This is a genomic window from Anabaena sp. CCY 0017 (assembly GCF_963920885.1).
Lineage (GTDB): Bacteria > Cyanobacteriota > Cyanobacteriia > Cyanobacteriales > Nostocaceae > Nodularia.
On record NZ_CAWUDG010000001.1, the window covers coordinates 387822 to 410078 of the forward strand.

The window sequence follows — 22257 nt, forward strand, 5'->3', positions numbered from 1 at the left end:
AATGGTAGTGCCTGTACTTGTAAACTAGAAACATAGGTCTATCACAATTTGCAGTTTTTTTTTAACAATTTTGTTACTTTGTGGGCTTGCAAAATCGGCCAAAATAGACAAGTAGGTCTGGAAGTCGTACAGAAGTTGAATGCACGCGTTTCTTTTCACTCATTTGCCAACAACCAAAAATTAGCAATGACTCCTACTACCCAAAAGTCCTCAGATAATACCGGATTCCATCTACCTTTGTTTGGCATTCCCCAATCTTTCCTCTTACAAATAGGTACAGCGTCTATACTACTGCTGCTTACCACACAAAAGTCCACAGTAAAAGCCCTAGAATCTATGGGGCAAGCCAGTGAAGAATTATTTCGCGGCGATCGCCTGCCGATTCTCCCATTCCCAGATGACAATATTCTGGGTCAAAACGCCAGGGACGGGGAAAGAGGTTAAAAAATATATTTAAAACCTAAAATACTCATGGTTTTACCTTGAGAATTAATTGCCGAAGAAGAGGCAAGGGAGCAGGGAGCAGGCTTGCCCTGAGCGCAGTCGAAGGGGAGCAAGGGGGAGTTAAGAGGCAGGAAAGCAGGGAGCAGGCTTGCCCTGAGCGCAGTCGAAGGGGAGCAAGGGGGAGTAAGAAATTACTTTAAACTTCCGGTTACTTAACAACCATTCATCTTCTCCCCTGAACACTAGCCCCGTTCCTCTTCTCCCCTATCCCCTAACTCTGCCTCTTCTTTGAACAGACGAGATTAATCACGTCTTGACGATGTAAACAGTAATCAGCTTACAAGAGCAGAAAGAAATTATGGGTTCTCTTCTATACAGTTTGTCTCATGCGGCGAATTTCTATCCTGCGTCGGAATTATTTTTGCGTCATCGTCTCCAGGTAGTAGAAGAATTGTGGGAATCAGTATTGCGGCAAGAATGCGGTCAAACGATGGTGGATTTATTGCGACAATTGCGCGATTTGTGTTCGCCAGAAGGACAAGCCAGAAACGATCAAGCCGAATCTGCCGTTAAATTGATTGAGCAACTGAATATCAATGAAGCAATTCGAGCCGCTCGTGCCTTTGCGTTGTATTTCCAGTTGATTAACATCATAGAGCAGGAATATGAACAACGTCAGCAATTAACCCGCTATTCCGAGGGGGAAGCTGAAACAGTAATTCAGGAGGAGACGTTATCTAACGCTACCTACTCCTCTAACCAAAATGAAGATGATTCCATTCGGGTGAACAAAGCCGGAGAAACTTGTGCAGACGAAATAAATCACGTCTCTACAAAAACTTGGGTGACGAAATCAACCGGAAAACAAAAAGGTACTTTTGCCACTTTGTTTCCCCATTTATTCAAGCTGAATGTCCCACCCCAGCAAATTCAACGCCTGATTTCACATCTGGATGTGCGTTTAGTCTTTACAGCTCACCCGACTGAAATAGTGCGTCACACCATCCGCGATAAACAAAGACAGGTAGTGAACCTGCTGCAAAAATTGGATGTAGTGGAAAACCGCACAGAAAGCACCCTGGGAGGATATCCCTGGGAAGCAGCCGACTTGCGAGAACAATTGCTTGAAGAAATTCGCCTGTGGTGGCGGACAGATGAACTCCACCAGTTCAAACCCACGGTGCTGGATGAAGTAGATTATGCCTTACACTACTTCCAAGAAGTGTTATTTGATGGGATTCCGCAACTCTACAAACGCTTAAAGTATGCTCTGGGTAAGACATTCACTTGGCTAGAACCACCGCATAAAAACTTTTGCTCCTTTGGTTCTTGGGTGGGTTCAGATCGGGATGGGAACCCATCAGTTACACCAGAAATCACCTGGCAGACAGCTTGCTATCAGCGCAAAATGGTGTTGGAAAGATATATTAAATCAGTGAAGCAACTGATTGAATTATTGAGTGTGTCGATGCACTGGAGCGATGTTTTACCAGAGTTGCTGGAATCTTTAGAAATTGATCAGTCGCAGTTAAGTGATGTGTACGATGCGCTGGCGTTGCGTTATCGCCAAGAACCTTATCGCTTAAAACTGGCTTATGTTCTCAGACGTTTGGAAAATACACGCGATCGCAATGTGGCTTTGTATAATCGTGAAAAGTCAACCAAAGAAGACTCACCCATGTATCGTTCGGGATCAGAGTTTTTGGCAGAACTGCGGTTAATTGAACGTAACTTGACGGAAACTGGTTTAAGCTGTCGGGAATTAGAAACTCTGATCTGTCAAGTCGAAATTTTTGACTTTAACTTGACTCAGTTGGATATCCGTCAAGAATCAACGCGACATTCTGATGCCATCAATGAGATTCTAGAATATCTGCAAATTCTACCCCAACCCTATAACGAGCTATCGGAAGAACAGCGAGTGGCTTGGCTAACTGGGGAACTGCAAACCCGTCGCCCATTAATTCCAGCCGAATTGCCATTTTCGGAAAAAACCAACGATGTGATTGAAACTTTCCGGATATTGCGATCGCTACAGCAAGAGTTTGGTGTCAACATTTGCCAAACTTACATCATTAGTATGTGCCGGGAAGTCAGCGATGTTTTGGAAGTATTGCTATTAGCCAAAGAATCCCGACTTTTTGACCCGGTGGTAGCTGTGGGGACTATTCAGGTTGTCCCCTTATTTGAGACGGTGGAAGACCTACAACGCTCTAGAAGCGTCATGCGGCAGCTATTTGAACTCCCCTTGTATAGAGCTTTATTAGCAGGTGGTTATGAAGCACTCAAAGCCATTCAGCAAGAAGATTCTTCATTACCGCTTGTCCCCACTACGGCTTCTCCCCTCACCCCTAACTTACAAGAAGTGATGCTGGGATATTCTGACAGTAATAAAGACTCTGGTTTTTTAAGTAGCAACTGGGAAATTCATAAAGCCCAAAAATCACTCCAGACAATCGCCGAAGGATACGGTTTGAGTTTGCGGATTTTCCACGGACGCGGGGGTTCTGTGGGACGAGGGGGCGGGCCAGCTTATGAGGCGATTTTGGCTCAACCAGGACACAGTATTAATGGGCGAATCAAGATTACTGAACAAGGGGAAGTGTTAGCTTCTAAATATTCCTTGCTAGATTTAGCTCTGTATAATCTGGAAACCATTACTACTGCCGTAATTCAAGCTAGTCTATTACGAACAGGGTTTGATGATATTGAACCTTGGAATGAGATTATGGAAGAATTAGCAGTGCGATCGCGTCAACATTATCGCGCCCTCATTTACGAGCAGCCAGATTTCATCGACTTTTTCCACCAAGTTACCCCCATAGAAGAAATTAGCCAGTTGCAAATCAGTTCTCGTCCAGCGCGACGACCATCTGGAAAGAAAGATTTAAGCAGTTTACGAGCTATTCCTTGGGTATTTAGCTGGACACAAACCCGATTTTTGCTGCCTTCTTGGTATGGTATCGGCACAGCTTTACAGGGATTCTTGAATGAGGAAGAGGAATCAGAAGAACACCTGAAATTGCTCCGTTACTTTTACATGAAATGGCCATTCTTCAAAATGGTGATTTCCAAAGCAGAAATGACTCTAGCCAAAGTAGATATGCAAATGGCGCATCACTATGTGGAAGAATTGGGTAATCCTGAAGACAAAGATCGCTTAGAGAAAGTATTTGAGCAAATTGCCAATGAATTCTATCTCACCAGGGATTTAGTCTTAAAAATTACTGGTCACACTCGGCTTTTGGATGGTGATCCTGTGTTGCAACGTTCGGTACAGTTACGTAATGGCACAATTGTACCTTTAGGATTCATCCAAGTTTCCCTACTTAAACGCTTGCGACAGTCCCGGAATATTACCGCTACCTCTGGTGTAATTCATTCTCGTTACAGTAAAGGTGAGTTACTGCGAGGCGCACTGTTAACGATTAACGGTATTGCCGCCGGGATGAGAAATACAGGTTGATCAGAGGAAAGTGCTGAGTGCTGAGTCGTAGGGGCGCAAGGCCTTGCGCCCCTACCGTGTGGTCTATTTACCTGAAAATAGCTGTAACCCACCATTCATTGCTAAATTCAACTCATGATTAAAAATAGATTATTAACTTGCACCTTTTTAGCTTTAACATCAGGATTTTTTGGTGGCTACATCGGTGGACAAATGACATCGATATTGCATAATCAGAAATGCCAAAACCAAGCCTGGGGTTTAAAGATGATGTGTAATGTTTGGGTAACACCCGGTGCTACTTGGCAAGGTACTACAACCGGATTATGGACAGGTACAATTTTAGGAGCATTTGTTGGCGGTTCAATCACACGCCCAGAATGATGCTGGGGTGGTACTTCTTTTTTCCATAGTTTTTTGGTGTCAGCAAGACTGGTAAAATTTACCCATAGCTTTGAGAAAAAATTGCCATGCCTGCTGAAACGAATGAAGTAAATGCTACAACCAAGGGTGCTGATGCTATCGACGCAGCGATCGCTCAGGGAATCGATTTTGATGGTTCTGCCATTCCCACTGCAAAGCTAGAACTGTATAGCAAAGTCATGGCTTTAGAGGGAAATAGACAGCGTAGTGGTGTATCTAATACCATGCGATCGCGCATTGTGCGAATTGGCGCAAAACACATTCCTCAAGCAGAACTCGATAAATTCCTTGTAGATGCAGGTTTTGCACCTTTAAAAGAGAAAGAAGTTGCCTTTTTCTATGGCGGTAAATGAGATCCTTATTCTTGTAAAGTTCTCACAGTGACTACTTGCGGCGGAGTAGAATCGGGTGGATAAATTAAATCTAACTGTATATTGCGGTTAGCCGAGGGTGGTAGTGTAACTTGCAATAATGGTTCTAAAAGTTGCCCAGTTCTGTGCCATAGATGCACATAGCGTGTTTTGTCTTGTCCCTGGTCATCAACATAACGCAATCTGACTGTACCTCGAAAAAACGGAAAATCCAGAGATGGCTTGCGAAAACGCACACCACCTTGAGATAACTTATCTTCCTTCAAAGGTGTTTCTAGAGTCAGAGTAACCTTCTGGGTGGCGTTAGTGTTGTTGTTTAGGGGCAAGTTGAGTTTATATTCCACCCCATAATTACCATGTGCTTCATAGGCTGTATCGGCATAGCGTACCAGCATTTTCGCCGTTTGATTTTGTGCAGTACCTAATCGACCACTCCGCAGAGTGTCTAAAGCATAAGAAATGCCTTTACCTGGTTGAGGAATTGTTAAATAGTTGGCTTGGGGATTATCCACCAGCTTTGCTTGCCACTGGGAACCTTGAGAGACACCAGCGACGCGCCCATAAATCAGTTGACCACTGGTAGCATCTGGAGAAGTGGGGGTTTTGTCCCTTGGCCCGGCGAAGTTCCCAGTATCCAGTAATGCTTGCCATTCTGCAAGAGTGGGTGCGCGATCGCTATTATCAGCGTTTTTTTTAGCAAATGTAGCCAAACTAGCTGCATAAATTTTGCCATTACTACGCAGACGCATGAAGCTGGAGCGACCATTGACAGGTTTTTCTAAATGTCGCACGCGAATAGGATGATTGAGTAACATTCGACTTTTTCCCGGAGGAATTACCAGTTTGGCGGGAAAATCAGCTTGGCGGATGCCTCGAAGTACGTCACTCACAGCACGATTACCTGGCCCTGAGTAGGCTTTACCATCATTATTTTCTACATAAGATGGTAAGGTAACAAAAGGTGCATCTTCCATCAAATAACTTGCTGCCTGCAACACATCTACGGTGACGGATTTTTTACCAGGATTGTGAAGAATTACCCCTAAATAAAGGGTTTGTAAATCCTTGGGAGTGTGGGTATAGTGATGGGCAAATAAGTCAAAGCGTCCCTGAAAAGGGAAATTGAGGTGTGCGGCGGCTACTTTTTTCCCATGTGGAGGAAATGTAGAAAGTAAAATGCCCTCGGTTTTGATCCATTCTGGACTATTGCTATTAAATACAGGTATTGTATCCAGTTTGCCAGGTAAAGCTCGTACTTCCCCGGCTTGCACTATTTCTTGAGGTGTTGGCTTTGGTAAACCTTGGGCAACTACTAAATTATCACCCCGAAGATTTGAGTGAAAAATTGTACATCCACCTATTGGAGTCAGCGTAAGTCCAAATAGAAATAAAAATATAGTTTTAGGTAATTTATTTTGGGATTGTTTGACTGGCATTGATGTTGATTTCCCGATAACTAATGATTCAAAGATCACAAGTTGTAGCTACAAGTTCCTGGAAACAGATTTCTTAAAACACTTACTAACATCCAAATCTGGCTGTTGACCTCAGACTTGCATCAAAGTCTCCCCTCTCCTTAGTAAGGAGAGGGGCTGGGGGTGAGGTTCTGTATTTTCTATAAAAAAAAGACAGACTTTTCGCCTGTCCTCAAAAGTATTGATTTAACCAATAATTTAGAAGTTAAGTTCAGCAGCTTGAACTTTTTCCACTTGCTTCTTCTTCAGTACAAGCATAACTTGAGCTAACATTACAAGAGCAATGAATGCAATCATGCCTTGAACTCTGGTTGAGTCTTGCAAGACAATTTCTACATCTTTTTGACCAAATCCACCAACATTGGGGTTATTAGTCAAAGCATCACCAGCAGTTACAGATTGACCTTCAGAAACAATCAATTCTGGTCCTGCGGGAATTGTATCAATAGTAGTATCGCCAGATTCTGTTTGGATATTTACTAGATATTTAGCATTACCATACTCATCTTCCTCTTTGGCAATCTTGCTGATTGTGCCAGTAGCGGAAGCATTGTAAATGGTATTATTGCTCTTTTCACCAGTAGGATAAACTTGTCCACGTCCCCGGTTCGCACCTAAGTGAACTGAATATTTACCAAAGTGAATATTCTTATCTGTTGCGGGGTTAGGAGAAAGAACTGGGAAGACAATTTCTTGATACTGTTCACCGGGTATTGGTCCAACCAGAAGAACATTATCGCTATCTTCAGTGTAGGGTTGGAAGTAAACATCGCCTACTTCTTCTTTGAGTTCTTCAGAAATGCGGTCTGCTGGTGCAATTTTGAAGCCTTCTGGTAACATCAACACAGCGCCGACGTTTAAGCCAACTTTAGAACCATCAGCACCAACTTGTTGGATGTTGGTATCGTAGGGAATTTTCACCACTGCTTTAAACACAGTATCAGGTAAAACTGATTGGGGAACTTCCACTTCTGCTGGTTTAGCTGCTAGGTGACAGTTAGCGCAGACAATCCGCCCGGTTGGTTCACGAGGGGTTTCAGGATAGGTTTGTTGCGCCCAGAAAGGATATGCAGCAGCGCTTTGAGGTAAGGCTAAATCGCTAGTGAAGTAAAATGTCAAGGTAGCGATCGCTATGAGCAATGTTTTCATAATTGCTCTAGCATTGCGAGTTAGACTCGCTGTGGTACGGGCATTTCTCATCTCTATAAGGACAACTATTCTCTGGTTAATTGGTCATTGATCATTGACTTTGTTCTCAGCACTCAGCACTCAGCACTTCATTAAGACCACCAAGGTTCTTCGTCGGTGCGGAAGTCGGTTTCAGTCCAAGGGGTCAAAACGATTTTGTCGTTTTCGGTTTTGGTGTGTGCGAGAGCCAAAGACAGAGGTGCTGGACCTCTGACCACCTTACCAGTTGCATCGTACTGGGAACCGTGACAAGGACATTTAAACTTGTTCTCTGCGACATTCCAGGGAACAACACAACCTAAGTGTGTGCAGATAGCATTAATGCCATAATCGCCAATGGCTTCTTTGCTTTCTACAACCATGTAGGTGGGGTCGCCCTTGAGTCCTTGAACTAAGGCGCGATCGCCTACGTTGTGACTTGCTAGAAAGCCACTGACACTGACATCGTTACCCAGTTCGTCTTTTGCTGTTGTACCGCCACCAGCGCCACCACTAGCAGGTGGAACAAAGTACTTGACTACAGGATACAATGCACCCAGAGCTACACCAGTCACTGTTCCAAAAGTCAGCAAATTCATGAACTGACGACGGCCCATATCTGGCACGTCCATTGATTCAGAAAATTGAGCCATATTTTACGCGATCTTTGTGTATTTTGTTAAGCATTCTTACAAGAGTACCAGTACTTGAGCTACTCCTGTTTGAGTGGAAATGCCAACGCCTACAACGATGCTAATTTTCTTTATTCCAAGATATATTGAGCATCTCTTCTGTTAGCATTACATTTCTTTATATGTCTATCATACTTGAGTTACGGAACGTAACATCATAACTAAATGTAAAATCTAATTGAGAAAAGCTATGACAGGACAGGAATTACGCAGATTATTGCTTGACAAATGGGGATATTCTTACGATGTCCAGTTCCGACGCACGAAGGGGAAGATATTTCTGCAAGTGATGTGGAAGTATCTTGAGCAAGCTTCTTTTCCCTTGACTGAGGCAGAGTACCAAGAGCATCTTGACAGCATTGCTAATTATCTTCAGGCTTTGGATGGCGTTGTGCAAGTCCAAACATTTATTGCCCAAACGCGCGATCGCCCCCGACTGGGCAAAGCTGTGAGTATTCCCCTCGATTTAGGTGAACGCGCCTCGGAATGGATTGTTTGAGATGAGATTCCTCTGTCGCACTGCGCGATCGCCCCAATGGGAGCAGCCACTGATAACCTAATGCGGTACTGGGGCGTTTATCCTCAGATCCTTGGCGGTTGCAATCTAATCAGCGATCGCTCATTATTCAATTACAGTTTATCGGCTCAGGCGATCGTCCTAACAGCCATAAATTATATAGGTATTACTAACGTTTATTTCTGAGTTTAATTAATTATTCTCGTTTTCCCACCTATGTATAACGAAAATAATTAACTAAACTACAAATTAGTAAGGATTTTAACACTGCAAAAATCTACAAATACGGAATATTGGCAAGCGGTTTTTGGTAAAAATAGTAATTTAGTATTAATTTCGGACTTTTCACGTTAATTTTTCCACATAACGTGAAAAGTCAGGTTAGATATCGGGGGTTTTGTCGCAAGTACAAGCCAAAGCAAAAATCAGAAAACCGTAACCACTGGGGAAGCAAGCTGTTAGCTGGAATGAAGTTGAAAGGAAAGCCGAATCAAAAGAAAACATCACCAGGACAAATGAATCGGGTGTATCCCAGATATTATTTTTCAGAAAAAGAATAATATTGTCATTGCCAGGAGGAACGACGTAAAGCCTTCGGCATAGCTAGAGCCTCCGGCACGCTAACGCGAACGCTTACCGCGTAGCGTTTCGCCTTGCGACTCAGCAATCGCATTGTCTTTAATAAAACATAAAACGTTAATTTACTTAGGGTAATGTGAATTTCTGACTTTTGCCGTTTTAATTAATTATTCTCTATTTCAACTAACTATTCTCTTTTTACACCTAAATTTGATACCAAGCAGTCAAAGCCACCGCCAAAGCATCAGCAGCATCATCTGGCTTAGGAACATAGTCTAAATCCAACTCTCGCGCCACAGCATCTTGCACTTCTGATTTATCGGCATTACCATAGCCTGTTAAGGCTTGCTTAATTTGGCCAGGAGTAAATTCAACATACGGTAGCTTATGCTGTGCCAAGACCAACATTAGTACACCCCTAGCCTGTGCCACAACAATTGTATTTGCCATACGATAAAAGAACAATTTTTCAATTGCTACCAAATCAGGTTTTAATTCCTTAATCACGGTGTGCAAATCATCAAACAGAATACAGAGGCGCTGACCCATTTCGGTATCTGAAGTTGTACGAATTACACCAAAATCAATCATTTCTACCGTTGTATCTTGTGGCTTCTGGGAATTATTTGTGCAGCTAATTGCGCCAAAACCTAAAATTGCTAGTCCTGGATCTAATCCTAAAATGCGTTTTTCCATTAAATTCAATTTATAGCCGTAGTCATAGCGGGGGGAAGAAGCAGGGGAACAGGGAGCAGGGGAGCAGGAAGCAGGGGGGAAGAAACCTACTAATAACTTTCTTCACTCCGTACTTTCCCCACTCAGCACTCAACTGGCAACTTTAACAACTTGCTGCTAGTGTAAAGTCCTTGATAAATTTAAGAACTCTACATTTGGTGTTCAGACCAAGTAGTGTAAATTTGCTGTTAATCATTTATTTTGTAGCACTGCTCCGAATCAGGTATGTCAATTGGTTTTCTCAGACAAGCCCTCAAAGCCCTGCAAAAGCAGTCGCGCTCCCGCACTTCCCATCGTGTTAACCAGTGGTTCAAGTGGTTATCTCCTGGTCTAGCCATCAAACGCTGGTTGCTAATTAGCCTTGGAGGTGTACTGCTGGCAATTTTGGGGGCGGCTATATGGGTGAGGCTAACCCCAATTTTTTGGGCTTTGGAGTTGGTCAGGGGTTTTCTGGGAGTAATTGCTGAGATTTTACCCTACTATATCAGCGGCCCTTTGGTATTACTGAGTGGTATACTTTTACTCTTTTGGGGGCAAACTCGCACGGTTAGCTCAATTACTCAGGTGCTTAGACCAGGCGGCGAAGAGGATTTAATTGATGTGTTGATGGCACATCGTCGATTGTATCGTGGTCCGAAAATAGTCGTAATTGGTGGTGGGACTGGACTTTCGACTTTATTACGGGGATTAAAAACCTATAGTGCTAATATTACTGCCATTGTGACTGTAGCTGATGATGGTGGTTCTTCTGGGCGATTGCGTCAGGAATTTGGTGTTTTACCACCTGGGGATATTCGGAATTGTGTCGCCGCACTGGCAGATGAAGAAAAGTTATTAACAGAATTATTTCAATATCGTTTTAAGGCTGGAGATGGCTTGACAGGCCATAGTTTTGGCAATTTGTTTTTAACTGCCATGAGCGATATTACTGGGGATTTAGAACGGGCGGTTGCAGCCAGTTCCAAAGTGCTAGCAGTCCGGGGACAAGTTCTACCAGCTACCCTAAGTGATGTTCGTCTCTGGGCAGAATTAGACGATGGCCGTCGCATTGAGGGTGAGTCGAGTATTCCTAAAGCTGGGGGGAAAATTGTCAAGATTGGCTGTATCCCTGCTAGTCCTCCAGCTTTGCCAGCAGCTATTAAAGCTATTAAAGAAGCTGACTATATTATTGTGGGGCCAGGTAGCTTATATACCAGCCTGATTCCTAATTTACTTGTACCAGAAATTGCTGATGCGATCGCTGACTCTATAGCCCCTAGCATCTACATCTGCAATATCATGACTCAACCAGGCGAAACTCAGGGATATACAGTTGCTGACCACATTAAAGCTATTGATGCTGCTTGCGGAGAAAGACAGCTGTTTGATGCCGTATTAGTACACAAAAAATCTCCCTCAGAGCAATCACTCATCCGGTATGCTCAACAAAATTCCCATCCAGTATTCTTGGATCGGGAAGATGTTACCCTATTAGGGCGGCGAATTGTTCTAGCTAATGTCTTGTATGAAGATGAAACAGGCTGCGTGCGTCACAATCCTCAGAAACTAGCACGAGTTTTGCTGCGGTGGTACAGTGGAACCCATTAACCGAAGTGAATGCAAAATGGAGTCAGAAAAAATATCCCATCTTGACTCGGCCATGAATATTTTACTTACCGATGCAGAAGCAACGCTACGCTTGGGCATCATACTTGGTCAAAATATGACGGCTGGCAGTGTGATTTTACTAGAAGGTGATTTAGGCACTGGTAAAACTACACTGGTACAGGGAATTGGTCAAGGTTTAGGCATCACTGAATCAATTGTTAGTCCTACTTTTACTCTGATTAATGAGTATACCCAAGGACATTTCCCTCTTTACCATTTAGATTTATATCGCCTAGAACCCTCTGAAGTCATAGCCTTAAACCTAGAAACTTACTGGGAAGGTTTTGAGGTAATGCCGGGAATTGTGGCAATTGAATGGGCAGAAAGAATGCCTTACAAGCCAGATATTTATTTGAGTTTAGTGTTGACTCATGGCGATGACGGCACTCGTCAAGTAAAACTTACATCATGTAATTGCAGCATTCACAAACTCATTCGTAGTATCTCAGGTTTTGTGGGCTGAGAGAACTCGTGCCAGACAGGGTTTTTCTACCCAAAATCAATGGATAAAGCTTGAGATATTCTCCAGAAACCCTTTTTTTGAGCCATACGCAAGGTGTCCGCCTATGGAATGCGGAAGCATCGCAATCCATCAGAGGCTTGATAAACCGCTCATTGTAACGATTTTGGATTGATTGTGGATTGTGGATTGATTCTTCACTGCAAGCCCCGTAGCTTGTCGGTGGAACAAATCTCAAATCCCAAATTGTTTGATATGGCCTATTGGTCTGATAGTCGTCTGTGTAGCGTCTCAAGGAGAAGAGAAGAGAAAAGCAGAGAGGGAGAATTCCACACTCGTTCTATCTACCGCTACCACGCTCATCAAAAGAATTCACTAACATTATTGTCTTCATTATTCAAAAATCAATGAAATACTGTTCAACTTAAGAACTGGTTAAGATTCACATCTACTAGCTGTTTGCTGCGGTTAGCTAGGATTGCCGTATTCTCGCAGATAATATTGCAGTAGATGAATGAAAACTGGACTCAAACCGTTACAGAAAACTGCTCTTGCAGGTAATATCTAGCACGCTGCTAGATAGTCTTTAATACTTACCCTCAAGAGAAGTTATATTCATATCAGAATTAACATAACTCTGTCCTCTAGGGGATCATATTTGTAAATAGGGATGTGAGATGAATTGAAATTACTCAGTAAATGCTGGTATTTTTTTTCATCTGCTTACACTCTGATTATTCCTATTGCTTCATTGCTTTGATTATCTCGATAAATAGTGATTCAGTTTGTTTGATTGGATGCTGATTTGTCTTTATTTGCTCCGTTTTGCTGGCTAATGTTAAGCTTTTTAGCAATGTTACGGACGGAAACCCAAAACAGTCAGCACTGAAAAAATTAGGTTTTAGCACCGTACAAATTCAGTGCAGATAAAATTTTTATATGTATAAAACATAGTATTCACAGAAATTTGCCCGTTTACTTAACCCTATTAATTCTCTACATTATTTAGAGAAAAAATCCGGATAGTTGAATACAAAAAGATTGTAGTGAAAAGTTCAGTGTTGAACATTTGCACTTCATTTGGTTTAACTTATGTTCGCGATTAGTATTTCTAGGTAAGATTCAGAATCTATAAACCAAAAGTTACTGATTGTAGAGTAATGAGATTAATTTATTTAAATGATTTTTAATAGAAGCTCTACTTATGTCTGTAACTATCGATGTAGTTATGAATTTGTGAAAAATAATTGTTCCCTGACAAATGGCTGGGAATTTTAGTTTAGTACTTATACGATTTTTATAGTATAAATACAATCCGATGTCTGCAAAAGAAATGATACAGGATATTCTCTAGAATCGATGTGCTTTGCGCCTGCCAGAGGCGATCGCACCTTTATTAGGTATGCCATAAGCCACAGCCACAGCCTGAGACATCCACTTCACGACTTGAGACACTGTACAACGCCCATCCATAGCCGCAGTTAACATCACCGCCAAAGAAGTCTCTACGCCTGGCATTCCAGAGGGTGTATTGGGATATTCTTGAGCTTTTTCTGCCAAAGTATGGGGGGCATGATCTGTAGCAATAAAATCAATGATCCCATCGCGCAAAGCTTGCCAAAGCACTTCGTTATCGTGAGGCGATCGCAACGGTTGATTCATCTGAGCCAAAGTGCCAATTGTTTCATAAGCACTGGTATTCAATAATAAATGCTGTGGTGTCACCTCTGCTGTTACCCAACGGGGTTTTTCCTGACGCAGCAAGTCCGCTTCTACTACTGTAGATAGATGCAGGATATGCAAAAGACGGTGATTTTTGTGAGAAATTTTTAATGCTCGTTGGGTTGCCAAAAGTGCCGCAGTACTATCTTGAATCTGAGAATGAACTGCCGGCACAGGCACAACTGGCTGTAAACAAGTCTTTCTTGTGTTCTAAGCCTGGTTCGCGGAAATGTACCTGCGGATCGTCGATGACTCCCGGCAACAAAGTTAACCCTTGTGCGTCAATTTCTTTAACTGGTGTTGCCGGGGCAATTTCAGGTGCAACTTCAACGATTTGGCGATGGGCAAAGCCCCGCCTGCGGCGATAGCGTTCGCGGAGCGTGTGCTTTGCACTCAGCGCTGCTGCAAGCAGATCGCGCGTCAGCACATCCCCCAGCACTAACTCACCATTGGGGAGAATAATCCTAGCGTGGCGAATCAGTAAACTTTGTGGAAATGACATGAGCTTAACCGGATTTAGACAGATGCCTAGACTTTCAGGTTAAACTTGGTTGCGCTAGCCATGATCAATATTTGCATATCGTTAAGAAAATATTTATTTTTAACTGATAAATTCCTTTCTCATAGCGGAGCATGGCATCAGCCATAGATGCTTACTTTATCCGGGAAATCAGAATTTACTCGTTAAGATTAAAGAATATAGTTTCCGTCAACGAGTTCATTACCTGCACTTCTCCCTTATTCCAGTAGTTTCATGCGAAATCAAGTGTCCGATAACAACTCTAGTCAACAACCCGATAATTCCTGGTTCGCCGAACTAGCCAGAACAGTTATATTAAGTATTGTGCTAGCCCTGGGCATTCGTACTTTTGTTGCTGAAGCTCGTTGGATTCCTTCTGGCTCTATGGAACCTACACTGAACGGAACTCCAAACCAGTGGGAGGCAGACAAAATAATTGTCGATAAATTGAAGTATCGGTTTTCTGAGCCACAGAGAGGAGATATTGTAGTTTTTTCACCCACAAAAACACTACAAAATGAACAATACAACGATGCCTTTATTAAACGTATAGTCGCCTTACCTGGAGAAAAAATAGAACTCAAGGACGGACTAGTTTATATCAACAATAAACCCCTGGAAGAAGTCAAATATCTGGACTCCCAGCAACGCACAGCAATTGATGTTTGCACATCAGGAGCGCAACCAGCTTTTTTAGCACAACCCCAAACTATACCCCCCAACTCATACTTAGTTCTAGGTGATAACCGTAATAGTAGTTACGATAGCCGTTGCTGGGGTGTTGTACCTCGCGGAAATATTATCGGTCGTGCCGTACTCCGCTTTTGGCCTTTAAATAATATTGGTGGACTTGATAAACCACCATTGTATCCATAGATTAATGCCATACTTAGCCAAAATCCTCCTCTACCCGATTAAATCACTGGATGGTGTTGAAGTTGAGCAAACAAAGGTTTTAGCTAGTGGTGCGCTAGAGTATGACCGTGAGTTTGCCATTTTTGACGTGCAGGGTAGGTTTGTGAATGGCAAGCGTGTGGGCAAAATCCATTTAATTAGATCAAAATTTGATATTCGTAATAGAACTATCTCGCTGCAAACCCCTAAGCAAGACTCACCACAAATTTTTCATTTGGATACAGAACAGCCAGAAATAGCGGCAAGCCTCAGTGATTTTTTGGGGTTTGCCGTAAAATTAGGACAAAATTCTTTCCTGGGCTTTCCCGACGATACCAACTCACCAGGGCCAACAGTAATTAGCACAGCAACTTTAACCGAGGTAGCTTCCTGGTTCCCTGATTTAGATGTGGAGCAAATGCGTCGCCGTATCCGTGCCAACATTGAAGTTGGTGGTGTACCAGCATTTTGGGAAGATCAGTTATTTAGTCAACCAGTCAATAAAGTCTCCTTGCGAGTAGGAGATGTCAGTTTATTTGGAGTTAATCCTTGTCAGCGTTGTATAGTTCCCACCCGCAATCCTGATTCAGGAGAAGTTTACCCAAACTTTCAAAAAATATTTGTGCGGCAGCGACAAGCAACTTTACCGAATTGGGTTGACTCATCGTACTTTCACCATTTTTATCGCTTGAGTGTAAATACACGATTAACACCAGCAGAAACTGGAAAAACGTTTCAAATTGGTGATACAATTGACATTATTTCCTAGTAAGTCTTGCGGTTGTAGTGGGAGATTCCAAAGGACGTAAAGAGTTGGGTTACTTAAATTAACCATATTGCAATTTAACACCCCAGCCCCTCCCCACAAGTGAGGCTACGGTATACGCAAAAATGGTTAAATTACGTAAAAATTTTTATACAAGTTTTTGTAGTTTTACTGCTGAGTAGAAACCAAGTAGGGGTGGGTATGGCTACGCCACGCAAGCTATAGCAAAGTGCTGAGTGCTGAGTAGAAACCAAGTTAGCTTAAGGCTTTCAGCAATCAACAATGTCCTAACCTCCTTGGCAGTTGCTGTAAATGATAGAAGTTTAAAAAGTCAAAGTCAAAAATGTATATATATTAATTGCTCATACTCGCTTATACTAGTATCAGTTATTTGCTGGTTATTTGGCAAAACTGAATCCAGTAATATCACTGAAAAAGACAGTAATACAAACAGAGCTAATTTTGCTCAATTTTAGCGTTGGGGAAAAATTAAACCACAATGTTGTCTAAACTTCAGTCGGTTAAATTGTTTAACTGCTTAATTAGCAGATTCTCTGCGAAGGTGCAACTCAGATCGGTTCTGATTGTGCCTCCTGTCTTGCAAATTTGTGGATTAATGGTGTTTGCCTGCTACCTGTTATTGCAGAACGGAGAGCAAGCGGTAAAAAAGCAGGCTATTCAATTACAAAATGAAATTGGCGATCGCATCGAACAAAACCTCAATAGCTACTTAACGAGTTTTAAACAAACTAATCAAATCAATGGCGTGATGGCTGTTGATTTAATGTTGCCACAAATCAATAAATTCTTAAGTAATTTAAAAATTGGACATTTGGGAAAAGCTTTTATTGTAGACCGTTATGGGCGAATGATCGCTACTTCTAAAACAGAGGCAAAATACAACTTTACTGATGGTCAAAAACAACGCCGTTTAGGATCACAGAGCCAAGATTCTTTAATTCTACTCACAAATCGGCATTTAATTCAACGCTTTGGTAGCTGGAAATTTTTGCTAGGTAATCAAGAATTCCAATTTACTGAAGCCGGAGCGCGTTATTTTGTACAGATCAAGAATTGGCAAGATGAAATTGGTTTTGATTGGCTAGTTGTTGTAGTGATTCCTGAAGCTGAATTTATCGAAAAAATTCATCAAAATCTTCTTATTACTATTCTTTTAAGCGTAGCTGCATTACTAGTGGCTATAGAAATTGGCTTTTTAATTGAGCGATGGATCATTAAACCAATTGTGCAATTAAACATAGTCAGCAAAAAAATTGCTTCAGGGGAATGTCCCCAGATCACAGCCATGCAAAGATGTGCCGAATTAGGAGAAATAGGTAATTCATTTAACATCATATCATGGCAATTACAAAAGTCTTTAATGCTATTGGAATCACAACGTGCTGAAATGAACGTTTTAAATGAGGCGTTATCTACAAGTCAGAGTCAATTAACTCAATTACAAAGTACTCAAGAAAAACTGATTCAATCTCAACACATCTCCCAGCAGCAAAACCACGCCAAAAGCGAATTCCTCGCCAACATGAGCCATGAACTGCGTACCCCACTCAACGCTATTCTCGGCTTTACTCAAATTATGAGTTATGACAATTCTTTATCCTGCGAAAATAAACGAAATTTGGATATCATCAATCATGCTGGTGGACATCTCCTCAACTTAATTAACGATATTCTGGAATTGTCGAAAGTTGAAGCCGGTAAAAGTACATTGAATATGAGCAATTTTGACTTAGTTCGTCTTTTGGATGGACTAGAAGATATGTTTCATTTTCGTGCTATTTCTCAAGGAATAAAACTAATATTTGAATATACACCTGATATCCCGCAATATGTGCAAACTGATGAAAGCAAACTACGTCAAGTCTTAGTCAACCTTTTAGAAAATGCTTTCAAATTCACCAAAATAGGAAGTGTAACATTACGTGTTTCAATGGAGACTGAGGAGCAGGAGATCAGAGGACAAGAAGAGAATGGTGGTATAAATTTTAGCCAATCCCTGATTTTTGAGGTAGCAGACACGGGTTCTGGTATTTCTCCCCAAGAAATTAACCTGCTTTTTGAAGCTTTTCAGCAAACCGACAGTGGAATCAAATCTCAGGGGGGTACAGGACTTGGTTTAGCAATTAGCCGTAAATATGTGCAACTAATGGGTGGTAATATTAGTGTCAGTAGTATACTGGAGATAGGAAGTAAATTTACTTTTAATATTCAAATCACTCCAGTTTCAGCTAGTCAAATTACCATCCAGCAACCTCCACAACAAGTAATTGCTTTAGCCCCAGGACAGCAAGTATACCGAATACTAGTAGTAGACGATGTATTAGAAAGTCGTTTAGTTGTAGTTAAACTACTATCATCTATTGGCTTTATTGTCCGAGAAGCGGATAATGGTCAAGAAGCGATCGCCCAATGGAGGAAATGGCAACCACACCTGATTTTTATGGATATGCGGATGCCTGTAATGGATGGTTACGAAGCCACAAAAATCATTAAAGCTAGTGTGGTGGGTCAACGAGTCAAGAAAACTCTCAAGACTGATAATGACAGGCTAGAAAAAATTTACCTACAGCTTGCTGCTCAAGCAGATACCGACACCGGATATAAGTGTTTGTCAAACCAAGCACTTCACCCTCATGGCAATTCTTCAGATATTTATGAGTCGGCAAAACTAAATACTATTCCATCGATGAAGGAAACCCAACAGCAGCAATGTGTTCCCCCGGCTGATACAGTGATTATCGCTCTAACTGCTAGTGCTTTTGAGGAAGAACATCAGAAAGTTTTATCAGCTGGTGGCGATGATTTTATTCGCAAGCCATTTACACGGGAAGTATTACTAGATAAGGTGAAGCAACATCTCAGTGTAAAATATATCAGCCAGGGAGAAATTACTAAAACAGCAGATGTTCATCAAGAAAGACAGATATTATCCCAAGCACCCGAAATTCTCAGGGAGTTGTCACAAATGTCACCTACTTGGCTAGAGAATATCCACCATGCCGCAGCCATTTGTAGCGATGACTTGATTTTTGAATTACTCCAGGAAGTACCGCCAGCTAAAAGTCAACTTTTCCAATTGTTCAGGGATTTAGCCAGCGAATATCAGTTTGAGAAAATTATGGAATTGACCAGAACAAAGGCAGAATGAATTACAAGCCATTAAATCCTGATAAAAAAGATATTTTGATCATTGACGATACGGCAAACAACCTGCGCGTATTGTCCTCTATCCTCACAAAAGAAGGATATAACGTTCGTAAAGCTTTAAATTGGCAAATGGCTTTGACTGCTTGCCAATCAGCGTTACCGGATCTGATCTTACTTGATATTATGATGCCGGATGTAGATGGTTATGAAGTTTGCCAACGTTTAAAAGCGTGGGATTTAACAGCAGAAATTCCGGTTATATTTATTAGTGCTTTAGATGATATTTTCGACAAAGTGAAGGCTTTTCAGGTTGGGGGAGTTGACTATATCTCCAAACCCTTTGATTTTCAAGAAGTTTTAGTCCGTGTCCAAAATCAATTGGCGTTAAGGACAGCAAAATTAGAAATATTAACACTAAATAATGAACTAGAGAACAGAGTAAAACAGCGCACCTTGGAACTGGAGAAAACTTTAGAAATATTGCAAAAAGAAATTGCTTCTCGTCAGCAATTGCAAGGTAAACTGTTGGATATGGTATTACATGATTCTCTCACTGGTTTACCAAACAGATTTATGTTTAGTAAGCGACTTGAGAAAACTTTAAACCTCTCTAAGCAAGAATCAAATTATAAATTTGCTGTATTATTTTTAGATTGCGATCGCTTTAAAGTTGTCAATGATTCTTTAGGGCATTTAGTAGGAGATGAATTACTCATCGCCATTGCTCGTCGGCTACAATTATGTCTGAGAGCAAATGAGACTTTAGCAAGATTGGGTGGTGATGAATTTGGCATTATTTTGGAAAATGTACCAGATATTGATGCCGCAATCCAAGTCGCTGAACGCATCTTAGAACAGTTATCACTTAGTTTTAAACTTTCCAGATACGAAGTTTTTATGAATGCTAGTATTGGCATTAACTGGGGGAGTAAAGACTACGAGCAGCCAGAGTATTTACTGCGGGATGCTGATACGGCAATGTATCGTGCTAAAGCTTTAGGAAGAGCTAGATACCATCTTTTTGACCCAGCCATGTATCAAGAAGCTATTCAGCTTTTAGATTTGGAAAATGATTTGCGTCGAGCTGTAGAACGGCAAGAATTTGTTGTCTATTATCAACCCATTATTTCTTTAGCTACAGGGAAAGTGTCTGGATTTGAAGCACTTGTACGTTGGAAACATCCAGTTCGTGGTCTAATTTATCCCACAGAGTTTATTCCCATAGCCGAAGAAACAGGTTTGATTAATTTTATTGATAAATGGGTACTGCGGTCAGCTTGTAATCAATTACGTATTTGGCAAGCTTACCCTGCTACACCAAAAAACTTAACTATTAGTGCTAATTTGAGTGCGCGGTTATTTTCACAACCCAACTTAATATTTGAAATCGATAAAATTATTAATGAAACACAAATCAATCCAATTTATTTAGAATTGGAAATCACAGAAAGTGTGATCATGGAAAATAATCATGCTGTGAAGCAGATTATTCAGCAGTTAAGAGATAGAAATATTAAATTAATTATGGATGACTTCGGTACTGGTTATTCTTCTTTAAGCTATCTACATAATTTTCCTTTAACTAAACTAAAGATTGACCAATCATTTGTAAAAATCATGGGAGAACATCCCGAAAATATGGGACTATTACCAGCTATCATTAGTATCGCTGAATCAATGGGAATGATTGTGATTGCTGAAGGGGTTGAAACGAGAGAACAGTTAGAAAAACTCAGAACTTTAAATTGTGGTTTTGCTCAAGGATATCTATTTTCTAGACCAATAGAAGCAGATTTAGTCCTCAATTTTCTCAATGCAGCACCTCAATGGTAATCACAAAATCTCAACAATATCTAGTGATAGCTTGCGTGGCGTAGTCATAGCAGCCTCTACTTAGACTTTTTGTGGTATATAACCTAGCAGTAGAATCTCTGACTATAGGGGGTTGACAGACGATTCCTAGAGTGAGACTCTAACCAGTAAGAACTCAGGATGAGAAAATCAAGACTTTTTCTATATTAGAGACTACTATTTTTAGTTTCGTAAACGCATAATAGAAATGTGACTGATTTGTTCGCCCCTTTACAATCCTTGAAAGAAGGACACTGGTTCAAACTGATCTGCGGAGCCAGCTTCCAACATCTGCCAGCTGTCAGAAGTTTAACATTGGCCTATACATTGGCAGGTGCTGACTGTATAGATGTGGCAGCTGATCCGGCAGTAATAGCAGCAGCGCAGGAAGGGATAGAAGTAGCCAGGCATTTGGTGCAGGATGCCAACGCGCGGGGTTATGCCTATCAAGGCAATTTACCTTTTTTGATGGTCAGCCTCAACGATGGCGAAGACCCCCACTTTCGCAAAGCCGAGTTTAACGCTAGTGAATGCCCCACAGATTGCCCTAGACCCTGTGAAAGCATTTGCCCAGCCCAGGCGATCGCATTTAACCGGATAGATGACATTTCGACTGCGTTCACTTCGACTCCGCTCAATGTAAACACTTCGGGAGTCGAAGCCCAAAAGTGCTACGGCTGTGGACGTTGCATACCCGTTTGCCCTTATGGTAAAATTTATACAAAATCATATATGTCCACTGCGACAGCGATCGCGCCATTGGTAATGTCAAAGGTCGTAGATGCCGTAGAAATTCACACAAAAGTCGGACATTTGGCAAAATTTCGCCAATTATGGCAAACAATCTCCCCGTGGGCTGACCACCTCAAGGTATTAGCCATTAGCTGTCCCGATGGCGAGGGCATGATTGACTACCTACAAGCAATTACTGAAATCATTAGTCCATTACGTGGGTGCTTAATTTGGCAGACAGACGGCCGTCCTATGAGTGGTGATATTGGAGATGGCACCACTTTAGCAACGGTGAAACTAGGGCAGAAAGTTTTGACAGCCAAGTTACCGGGATATGTGCAGTTAGCAGGTGGCACTAATAGCTACACCATTGTTAAGTTAAAGGCAATGGGACTGTTGAAAAGTGCAGAGTCTTATCCTCAGCCCCATGTATCTGGAATCGCTTACGGTAGCTACGCCCGTGTGTTGCTGTCACCAATTCTGGAACAATTAGAAAATAAGGAGGTGAATTCAACCAGTGTCAAGGCGAAAATTCGCCTCGAAGCAGAACCCGAATTACTCTGGCCAGCAGTAAAGCTTGCCCATTCCCTGGTTTCTCAAATCAAGTCACAGCAGGAGCGCTAATTGCTCGTTCACTCCGGCTGCGCTC

Annotated in this window: 17 protein-coding genes and 1 pseudogene; 12 read left to right on the forward strand and 6 right to left on the reverse strand. The window is 41.7% G+C overall.

What is annotated here, in order from left to right; translation table 11 throughout:
• Window positions 1-186 precede the first annotated feature (186 nt).
• From ACM0OW_RS01670 to ACM0OW_RS01685, 4 genes are all read left to right on the forward strand, one after another.
• Window positions 187-444: a hypothetical protein gene (locus tag ACM0OW_RS01670; RefSeq protein ID WP_414548288.1), complete on the forward strand. Its 258-nt coding sequence runs from the start codon at window positions 187-189 to the stop codon at window positions 442-444.
• 358 nt (window positions 445-802) lie between these two features.
• A complete protein-coding gene (gene ppc / locus ACM0OW_RS01675; RefSeq protein WP_414548289.1) occupies window positions 803-3910 on the forward strand; it encodes a phosphoenolpyruvate carboxylase in 3108 nt (1035 codons plus the stop codon).
• A 114-nt stretch (window positions 3911-4024) separates the two neighbouring features.
• Window positions 4025-4273, forward strand: coding sequence for a hypothetical protein (locus tag ACM0OW_RS01680; RefSeq protein WP_414548290.1), 249 nt, complete (start codon window positions 4025-4027; stop codon window positions 4271-4273).
• Between the two features lie 86 nt (window positions 4274-4359).
• Window positions 4360-4665: a DUF4090 family protein gene (locus ACM0OW_RS01685; protein WP_414548291.1), complete on the forward strand. Its 306-nt coding sequence runs from the start codon at window positions 4360-4362 to the stop codon at window positions 4663-4665.
• A gap of 5 nt (window positions 4666-4670) precedes the next feature.
• Here the strand turns inward: ACM0OW_RS01685 and ACM0OW_RS01690 are convergent, their stop codons facing one another.
• From ACM0OW_RS01690 to petC, 3 genes are all read right to left on the reverse strand, one after another.
• Entirely contained in the window at window positions 4671-6119 is a 1449-nt protein-coding gene (locus ACM0OW_RS01690) for a DUF3370 domain-containing protein (RefSeq protein ID WP_414548292.1), read from the reverse strand.
• A 237-nt stretch (window positions 6120-6356) separates the two neighbouring features.
• A complete protein-coding gene (gene petA, locus ACM0OW_RS01695; RefSeq protein WP_414548293.1) occupies window positions 6357-7358 on the reverse strand; it encodes a cytochrome f in 1002 nt (333 codons plus the stop codon).
• Between the two features lie 80 nt (window positions 7359-7438).
• The gene (gene petC, locus ACM0OW_RS01700) at window positions 7439-7978 is read right to left on the reverse strand and encodes a cytochrome b6-f complex iron-sulfur subunit (protein ID WP_239730191.1); all 540 of its coding nucleotides are present in this window, start codon (window positions 7976-7978) and stop codon (window positions 7439-7441) included.
• A 229-nt stretch (window positions 7979-8207) separates the two neighbouring features.
• On the opposite strand from petC, the gene ACM0OW_RS01705 reads away from it, so the two are divergent.
• On the forward strand, window positions 8208-8516 hold the full coding sequence (locus ACM0OW_RS01705) for a DUF3067 family protein (RefSeq protein WP_414548294.1): 309 nt from the start codon (window positions 8208-8210) through the stop codon (window positions 8514-8516).
• 801 nt (window positions 8517-9317) lie between these two features.
• Here ACM0OW_RS01705 and ruvC read toward each other — a convergent pair.
• Complete coding sequence (ruvC, locus tag ACM0OW_RS01710; protein ID WP_414548295.1) at window positions 9318-9809, reverse strand: crossover junction endodeoxyribonuclease RuvC; 492 nt, start codon at window positions 9807-9809, stop codon at window positions 9318-9320.
• A 264-nt stretch (window positions 9810-10073) separates the two neighbouring features.
• Here ruvC and ACM0OW_RS01715 point away from each other — a divergent pair, with 264 nt between their 5' ends.
• Both ACM0OW_RS01715 and tsaE read left to right on the forward strand, forming a co-directional pair.
• On the forward strand, window positions 10074-11435 hold the full coding sequence (locus ACM0OW_RS01715) for a gluconeogenesis factor YvcK family protein (RefSeq protein WP_414548296.1): 1362 nt from the start codon (window positions 10074-10076) through the stop codon (window positions 11433-11435).
• 52 nt (window positions 11436-11487) lie between these two features.
• Complete coding sequence (tsaE, locus tag ACM0OW_RS01720) at window positions 11488-11958, forward strand: tRNA (adenosine(37)-N6)-threonylcarbamoyltransferase complex ATPase subunit type 1 TsaE (protein WP_414548435.1); 471 nt, start codon at window positions 11488-11490, stop codon at window positions 11956-11958.
• Window positions 11959-12295: 337 nt separating this feature from the next.
• Here the strand turns inward: tsaE and patS are convergent, their stop codons facing one another.
• On the reverse strand, window positions 12296-12349 hold the full coding sequence (patS, locus tag ACM0OW_RS01725) for a heterocyst-inhibiting signaling peptide PatS (RefSeq protein WP_414548436.1): 54 nt from the start codon (window positions 12347-12349) through the stop codon (window positions 12296-12298).
• Between the two features lie 980 nt (window positions 12350-13329).
• Window positions 13330-14179 (reverse strand): annotated as a pseudogene (locus ACM0OW_RS01730) (hypothetical protein); the annotation flags it as partial.
• Between the two features lie 252 nt (window positions 14180-14431).
• Here ACM0OW_RS01730 and lepB point away from each other — a divergent pair.
• The 5 genes from lepB to ldpA all read left to right on the forward strand — a co-directional run bounded on the left by lepB (window position 14432) and on the right by ldpA (window position 22232).
• Window positions 14432-15073, forward strand: a complete 642-nt coding sequence (lepB, locus tag ACM0OW_RS01735; RefSeq protein WP_414548297.1) for a signal peptidase I — start codon at window positions 14432-14434, stop codon at window positions 15071-15073.
• Window positions 15074-15077: 4 nt separating this feature from the next.
• Window positions 15078-15860 (forward strand): MOSC domain-containing protein, encoded by a 783-nt coding sequence (locus ACM0OW_RS01740; protein WP_414548298.1) that lies wholly within the window; start codon window positions 15078-15080, stop codon window positions 15858-15860.
• Window positions 15861-16443: 583 nt separating this feature from the next.
• Complete coding sequence (locus tag ACM0OW_RS01745; protein WP_414548299.1) at window positions 16444-19026, forward strand: ATP-binding protein; 2583 nt, start codon at window positions 16444-16446, stop codon at window positions 19024-19026.
• Window positions 19023-20858: an EAL domain-containing protein gene (locus ACM0OW_RS01750; protein WP_414548300.1), complete on the forward strand. Its 1836-nt coding sequence runs from the start codon at window positions 19023-19025 to the stop codon at window positions 20856-20858. The genes ACM0OW_RS01745 and ACM0OW_RS01750 overlap by 4 nt, the downstream gene beginning before the upstream one ends.
• Window positions 20859-21086: 228 nt before the next feature.
• Window positions 21087-22232 carry a circadian clock protein LdpA gene (ldpA, locus tag ACM0OW_RS01755; RefSeq protein WP_414548301.1) on the forward strand — a complete coding sequence of 382 codons (1146 nt, stop codon included), beginning with the start codon at window positions 21087-21089 and terminating at the stop codon, window positions 22230-22232.
• The last annotated feature ends 25 nt before the right edge of the window (window positions 22233-22257 follow it).